Annotated in this window: 3 protein-coding genes; all 3 read right to left on the bottom strand. The window is 30.4% G+C overall.

Annotated elements, in window-relative coordinates; all coding sequences use genetic code 11:
- Positions 1-110: 110 nt before the first annotated feature.
- Positions 111-863 carry a DUF6882 domain-containing protein gene (locus HNQ90_RS17820; protein WP_144118277.1) on the bottom strand — a complete coding sequence of 251 codons (753 nt, stop codon included), beginning with the start codon at positions 861-863 and terminating at the stop codon, positions 111-113.
- A 435-nt stretch (positions 864-1,298) separates the two neighbouring features.
- On the bottom strand, positions 1,299-1,754 hold the full coding sequence (locus HNQ90_RS17810; protein ID WP_144118279.1) for a DUF5063 domain-containing protein: 456 nt from the start codon (positions 1,752-1,754) through the stop codon (positions 1,299-1,301).
- Between the two features lie 167 nt (positions 1,755-1,921).
- Positions 1,922-2,392, bottom strand: a complete 471-nt coding sequence (locus HNQ90_RS17805; protein ID WP_144118280.1) for a hypothetical protein — start codon at positions 2,390-2,392, stop codon at positions 1,922-1,924.
- Positions 2,393-2,500: the final 108 nt, after the last annotated feature.

Genomic DNA, 2,500 nt, shown 5'->3' with positions numbered 1-2,500 from the left:
GCTCAAAGAATCACAATTTTGAATCTCTGAGCCTAAAATAATAATGTCTCAAATTAATGAAGAAAAGAGTTGTTTTTTACCTCAGTTCTTTGTTGTGCTTAGTGCTTTTTTCATTCGTTTATTTCTTTAATTTCAAAATAGCATCTTTCACAAACTAAACTTATTTTAGCAAACTCCATAGATTCGTCATTCCAACCATTTGTTTTAATTCTCTCTTTTTCGCATTCTGAACACCAAGCTTGGAAATCATCTTCTTCGTCCAATTCCATTCCTCGATAAGTTTCAAAAGCTTCCTCAAATCCAGTTTTTTGTTTAGAATTCAAATGTTGACAAATAAATGCTTTTCTTAATTTTCCGTGAACTCCACATTCAATTAATTCACTTTCTATTTTTTCAACTTCTTCTTTTGTTATTTCTTCGGTTAATAAAAAATACTTTTCTAAATCGTCCGAAATAACTCGATAAGTTCCAATTGCTCCAATTATTTCAAATGCGATAGAAGTCAGTTCCCAACCTGTAAAATTGTCTCCACCAAAATGTTCATTCGTTAGATTTTCGTAATTCTTCTTTTCTCCGAATTCTTTAACTTTTAAAGTCTGAAATTTTCTCGGTTCAACAGAATTTTCGTTTGCCCAAGACCACATCCAAGTATTTTTCTTTTGCGAAAATGTTCCAACGGGAATGTATTTGAAATAAATTTCTTTGTTTTCCGAGTAAAGTCTTAATGTTTCACTTGATTGATTATAAAACCAGTTTTCATAATTATCAGTGTCATATTTTTTTCTGAAATCATTTTGAAATTCATTCAGCTTTTGACAAGATTTTTCAGCGTATTTTTTGTATTTCAAAGGTCTAAATATCAATTCAGTTCGGTTTTTTTTGCATTAAGCACAACGGTTTTGTGTATGATTTCGTTGCGTGTTTAAGCATTAAAGTTAGCAAATAAATCACAGATAGAAAGTCCGCGAGGACTTTCGTAAGTAGGCTCTAACTAGCAATGAATTATACACGTTGTTGTAACACGTTTTTATTCACGAAATACATTATTCCGCTTACAATTATTAATGTTATAATTATATCTAAAATTAAATTATTCAAATTCCAACCGTAATTTGGATTTGGACAATCTATCATAAATTCTTCGTAATATTTGAAAGGGAAACCAATCTCTAAAGATTTGTAACCAACTGTTCTATTAATTGGTGAAGTCAAATGATTAAATACAGTCAAAAATGAAGTTGATAAAAAAACTAAAACTGACATTAACAAAGTCAGAAATATATACTTGAGTTTAAACATTATTCGTCTTTGTCTTTTAAGTATTTGAGTAAATTTACCAAGTGTTGTTCGGAATGATGTTTCATTAAAAATTCAAATTGATAAAGTCCATCTTTTTCGCTGTTGTTTTCCAATCTCCATTGAACTTCTATTAAGTCTTTTATTATATCAGTCAAATCATCGATTGAATCTTCAGTAACCAAATCAGCATCTTCGTTAATCTTATGACTTTCCCAAGCAGAATGATACCAACCAAAATCTGGGAAATGTTCAGTTACTATACTTCTAATTCCGTCATAATCTAAGCGCAAAGGTTCTTCGTAATCAGTTTCGTCAAATTCCGTTTCTACTTTCAGATATTCAGCATAAATTCCAACTAGTAGTCTTTTGATTTCGAGTGTTTTGTTTTCTGATTCAATTTTTTCATTTGTTCCAAATTCAACAATTCTATCTATTAAATCTTTTAATTTACTCAATGTTTCTTGGTTTGGTCAAATGTGTTACAACGGTTTGTATAAAGTTAGTAATTGGTTATGCAGCGACTGATTTTCCGTTAGGAAAATCCGTTGCTAAATAGACAATTACCATCTAGCACATACACAAAAGTAAATTATTAATTTTATACTGTGTTGTAGCCAGTTTTTTATTTTTCCCAACTTCGCGCATAATTCTCAATTTTAGTATTTGGCGATTTCAATTTAATCAAATCTTGGAATTCCCATAATAGTGAATTCGAATTTGATATAAAGAAATTAATCGTTTCAGATGAACCTGTTTCATTAGTAAAATCAATTTTATATTCATAGAACTGAAATCCCATTAGCCGCATATCGCTTAAAGTCAGTTTTACTCTTTTAATATTAGTCAAGGCAATATTTCTCTGTTCCTTTTTATTCTTTAAAATCAGTTGTTCTTCATCGTAAAAGATGTTGTAAGAATGGATATACCTATGGTAAGTCCAGAAAATTCCTAAAATGAGAAGTCCAAGTGAGAGTAGGAGCTTGAGAATACCGAATGCAGCTAAAATTACGAAAGCAATAATACTACCTAATAAACCCAAGATTAGTGGAAGTATAATTCTCAATTCTGCATTATTTTTGGAAAGTGTCTTCATTCTAATTGGCTACAACGTGTTGTGTATGGCTAGTTACGTTGGCTAGGTCTAAAATACTAAAAGAAAACGAACCAGAGGAAAATCCGTAGGATTTTCCGAGTACACACA

Source organism: Algibacter amylolyticus, assembly GCF_014202225.1.
Lineage (GTDB): Bacteria > Bacteroidota > Bacteroidia > Flavobacteriales > Flavobacteriaceae > Algibacter_B > Algibacter_B amylolyticus.
The sequence above is the reverse complement of the archived record's forward strand: the minus strand, read 5'-3'. Positions and strand labels throughout refer to the sequence as shown.

What these genes read in the sequence shown, in the direction of transcription:
- HNQ90_RS17805 (WP_144118280.1), bottom strand. Translation starts at nt 2,392, where the DNA reads ATGAAGACACTTTCCAAAAATAATGCAGAATTGAGAATTATACTTCCA.